The organism is Micrococcus sp. KRD128, assembly GCF_017168395.1.
GTDB lineage: Bacteria > Actinomycetota > Actinomycetes > Actinomycetales > Micrococcaceae > Micrococcus > Micrococcus luteus.
Genome location: NZ_JABFAX010000014.1, coordinates 1 through 4,255, shown reverse-complemented (window position 1 = coordinate 4,255; position 4,255 = coordinate 1). Strand labels below are relative to the sequence as shown.

6 protein-coding genes are annotated in these 4,255 nt (G+C 74.1%); all 6 read right to left on the bottom strand.

Annotated elements, in window-relative coordinates:
- Positions 1-139: 139 nt before the first annotated feature.
- Positions 140-655 (bottom strand): CoA-binding protein, encoded by a 516-nt coding sequence (locus J1M44_RS06135; RefSeq protein WP_060775760.1) that lies wholly within the window; start codon positions 653-655, stop codon positions 140-142.
- Positions 656-658: 3 nt separating this feature from the next.
- Positions 659-2,029 carry an O-acetylhomoserine aminocarboxypropyltransferase/cysteine synthase family protein gene (locus tag J1M44_RS06130; protein WP_060775759.1) on the bottom strand — a complete coding sequence of 457 codons (1,371 nt, stop codon included), beginning with the start codon at positions 2,027-2,029 and terminating at the stop codon, positions 659-661.
- 169 nt (positions 2,030-2,198) lie between these two features.
- Positions 2,199-2,468: a hypothetical protein gene (locus J1M44_RS06125; protein WP_049158293.1), complete on the bottom strand. Its 270-nt coding sequence runs from the start codon at positions 2,466-2,468 to the stop codon at positions 2,199-2,201.
- Entirely contained in the window at positions 2,465-2,665 is a 201-nt protein-coding gene (locus J1M44_RS06120; protein WP_126860680.1) for a hypothetical protein, read from the bottom strand. Before J1M44_RS06120 ends, J1M44_RS06125 begins: the two co-directional genes overlap by 4 nt.
- Before the next feature lie 249 nt (positions 2,666-2,914).
- Positions 2,915-3,451: a YfcE family phosphodiesterase gene (locus J1M44_RS06115; protein WP_144824589.1), complete on the bottom strand. Its 537-nt coding sequence runs from the start codon at positions 3,449-3,451 to the stop codon at positions 2,915-2,917.
- An 8-nt stretch (positions 3,452-3,459) separates the two neighbouring features.
- Positions 3,460-4,255, bottom strand: a 796-nt coding sequence (locus J1M44_RS06110; protein WP_206480763.1) for a DUF1648 domain-containing protein, incomplete at its 5' end; no start/stop codon positions are given.

Genomic DNA, 4,255 nt, shown 5'->3' with positions numbered 1-4,255 from the left:
CTCGTGGGCTGGGAGATGGGTAAAAGAGACAGGGAGAGGGGCGGGGAGGGGAGCTCGGAGGTCATGGGACCATCCCACGCCATCGACGGGCGGGTGCGCAACGAGGCCCGGACGGCGCCCGACATGGGGCGTCGTCCGCCTAGCGGTCCAGTTCCTGGCGCCGCGAGCTGATCACGCCGGTGACGAAGCCGGCGAGGTTGAGCCCGCCGTGGAAGCGGGCGTGCTCGATCTTCACGCAGCGGTCCATCACGATCTCCAGGCCCGCGGCCTCGGCCTGACGCGCGGCGTCCTCGTTCCAGATGCCCAGCTGCAGCCACACGGTCCGGGCGCCCACGCGGGCGGCGTCCGCCACCACCTCGGGGGCGTCGGAGGACTTGCGGAACACCTCCACGAGGTCCGGGGTGACGGGCAGGTCGTCGAGCGAGGCGTAGACGCGGTGGCCGAGGATCTTCTTGCCGGCCGCGGCGAGCACGGGATTGACGAAGTAGACGTCGTACGTGGTCGAGCTCAGCAGGTACGTGGCCACGAAGTAGGACGCACGGGCCGGCTTGTCCGAGGCGCCGACGATCGCGATCGAGCGGGTGCGCCGCAGGATCGCCAGGCGCTCGGGGGCGCCGGGGCCGGTCCAGGTGCGCTCGGGGTGGGTGGTGCTCATGGCTCAGGCCTCCTGCTCTGCGGGGACGACGGCGCCGTCGCGGGTGCGGCCGGTGGCCTCGGTCAGGGCCTGGTCCAGGTCCCAGAGGATGTCCTCGAGGTCCTCGATGCCCACCGAGATGCGGATCAGGTCCGCCGGGATGCCCGCGGCCACGAGCTGCTCGGCGGTGAGCTGCTGATGGGTCGTCGTGGCGGGGTGCAGCACCAGCGTCTTCGCGTCGCCGATGTTGGCCAGGTGGGAGGCCAGCTGCAGCGCGGCGATGAAGCGCGACGCCGTCGCACGCCCGGCCTCCGGACCGGAGGCGCCGGCGTCGGTGTCCGTGGCTGCCGGGGCCACGCCGAAGCTGAACACCGAGCCGACGCCCCGGGGCAGCAGCTGCTGCGCGCGGGCGTGGTGCGGGTGGTCGGGCAGGCCGGCGTAGCGCACCCAGGAGACGCGCGGGTCCTCGTCCAGCCACTGCGCCACGGCCTGCGCATTCGCCAGGTGGGCGTCCATGCGCGGGGCCAGCGTCTCGACGCCGAGCAGCAGCTGGAACGCCGACTGCGGGGCCAGCGACGGGCCGAAGTCGCGCAGCTGCTCCGAGCGGAGCTTGGTGAGGAAGCCGTACTCGCCGAAGTTGCCCCACCAGGAGACGCCGCCGTACGAGGGCACGGGCTCGGTCATGGACGGGAACTTGCCGTTGTCCCACGGGAAGCGGCCGGACTCCACCACGACGCCGCCGAGCGTGGTGCCCTGCCCGCCGAGGAACTTCGTGGCCGAATGGATGACGATGTCCGCGCCGTGCTCGATCGGCCGGATCAGGTAGGGCGGGGTGAGGGTCGCGTCCACGACGAGCGGCACGCCGTGGCGGTGGGCGACGTCGGCCAGGCCCGGCAGGTCCACGACGTCACCGGACGGGTTGGCGACGATCTCCGTGTAGACCGCCTTGGTGTTGGGCTGGAGGGCGGCCTCGAAGTCCGCGGCCTCGGCGGAGTCCACGAACGTGGTCTCGACGCCGAACCGGCGCAGGGAGACGTCCAGCTGGGTGATCGTGCCGCCGTACAGCTTGGAGGACGCCACGATGTGGTCGCCGGCCCCGGCGAGTGCCGCGAAGGTGACGAACTCGGCGGCCATGCCGGACGCCGCCGCGACGGCCCCGATCCCGCCCTCCAGCGTGGCGACGCGCTCCTCGAACGCGGCGACCGTGGGGTTGCCGATCCGCGAGTAGATGTTGCCGTACTTCTGCAGCGCGAAGAGGTTGGCGGCGTCCTCGGCGGACTCGAACACGAACGAGCTGGTCTGGTGGATCGGCACCGCGCGGGAGCCGTGGACGGCGTCCGGGACGGCGCCCGCGTGCAGCGCCTGGGTGCGGAAGCCGAACTCGTGGTCAGCCACGGGGGTCCTTTCGATGGAGGCTTCGGGACAGTCCGTCCCATTGTCCCGGGCGAGGTGCGCCGGGGGCAGGGTGGGCACGTCGCAGAGCGTCACGCGGGGCCGGCCGCACCTCGGAGGCACGGACGCCCCGCCCCCGGAGGTCCGGGGGCGGGGCGTGGGTGCGTGGGGGTCAGGCCTGTGCGGGGCCGCGCCGGCCCGCCCAGGCCCCGAGGAGCAGGGCGACGACGAGCACGCCGATGCCCGCGAGGCGCACGCCCCAGCCGCCGTCGGCGGACTGGATGCTGTAGACGACGGCGGCCACGAACGTCACCACGGCGGCGATGCCGGAGCTCACGGGCACGGACTGCTCTCCGCGGCGGCGGGCGGAGGTGAACATCCAGGCGAGGACGAAGGCGCTGACCGCGACGACGGCCAGGAGGGCGAGAAGGAGCGCGTTCATCGGCGGAGCTCCAACACGAGCTCGGCGCACGAGCCGAAGCCGAGCAGCGTCCAGACGTTGCCCCCGAGGAACCCGGAGATGCGGGCGGCGTCCTGCTTGCGCGGGGCGCCTGCGCCCGCGGCGGCAGGGGAGGCTGACATCGTGGTGAGGAGCGCGGCCGTCGGGACGCCGGCCACCCATCGTTGTGCACGTCCCATGCTGGTCTCCTTGTCGAAGTGCTCATGCCGGGCCGCCGTCCGGCACACCGGGGATGGCGTCGCGCCCCCGGACCATGGGGCCGGGGTCTCAGGCGTCGGAATGCGGAGATGTCACGCGGATGTGATGCGACCCACGCAAATCATAGACGTCTCATGCGATGCGTCGACCACACCGTCGCGTCGCTGGCCGGTCCATGGCGTGGCACGGCTGTGGGGGCAAGCCGTGCGGGCGAGCGGCCGGCCCGTCGGTCACGGGGTGCGGTCCACGGGCACCAGCTCCACGTCCTCGAGCCGCCCGTCCCGCACCACCGCGCGCATGAGGGTGCACACCGGCTGCCGCCGCCGGTCCGTGCAGGAGCCGGGGTTGAGCAGCCGCAGGCCCGGGTTCGCGGTCTCCGGCCCGGCCACGGTGTCCCACGGGATGTGGCTGTGCCCGAACACCAGCACGTCCGCGTCCGGGAACGCCGCGGCCATGCGGCGCTCGCGGCCGGCCGCCGGGCCCGTCTCGTGGACCATCGCGATCCGCACCCCGCCGATCTCCACGCGTGCCACCTCGGGCAGCCGCGCCCGCAGCCGAGGCCCGTCGTTGTTGCCCCACACGCCCACCAGCCGGGCGGCCCGCGCGTCGAGGTCGTCGAGCGCGTCCTCGGTCACCCAGTCGCCGGCGTGGAGCACGACGTCGGCCCGCGCCACCTCGGCCCACACCTGCGCGGGCAGGGCACGGGCACGCCGCGGGATGTGGGTGTCGGCGATCAGGAGCAGGCGGACGGCGACGTCGTCGGGCACGGTCCGCCTCACCGCGCGGCGAACGCGCCGAGCCAGAGCGCCAGCGGCAGGCCGACGATGAACACGGCCACGAATCCGCGCACCAGCCACCGGCCCACCGGGGTGGCGAGGTTGACCGTCACGCCCACGCCGTAGCCGGGGCGTTTGGCGGGGAAGACGGCCGGGTCCTCGGGGTCGCGCTTGAGCCCCAGGGGCGTCCACACCTCGTCCTCGGCGAGCTCCGCGGCCGTGGGCCGGTACCCGAGCTCTGCCGCGACGCGGTCCGACCAGCGCGTCCACCGCTGAACGCCGGCCCGCATCGCCGGGAAGACACCCACCAGGAGCACGGTCAGCGTGAGCGGCAGGAGCCACCACGGCATCGTCCAGGCGCCGGCGGCCAGCACCTCGACCGTCGACGGGGCCAGCACCAGGGCCATGAGCACGCACAGCCAGCCGAGGCCCTCCTGGACCCCGCGGTGCACCCCCGCCTGGCGCACGCGCCGCCACGGGGACAGCCCCGGATCCGTGGGGACGAGGGCGGTGACCATCGCGGAGACCAGCGCCAGGAACCCCGTCATGCCGAGGCCGATCAGCGGCCCCGTCGCCACCGTGCCGAACGAGGCGTCCTCCCACGCATCGGGCCGCCCGTCGACGCCCCAGTGCGTGGGCACCCGCGCCGGCAGGCCCGGCAGGGCGACGAGGGCCCACCCCAGCAGTGCCAGGCACAGGACGGTCGCGAGCAGGAACGGCAGCCACGGACGCAGCCGGCCACGGCGCAGGGCGGCGCGCTCGGCGGCGGGGACGTCGTCGAGGGTGGGATGGGGC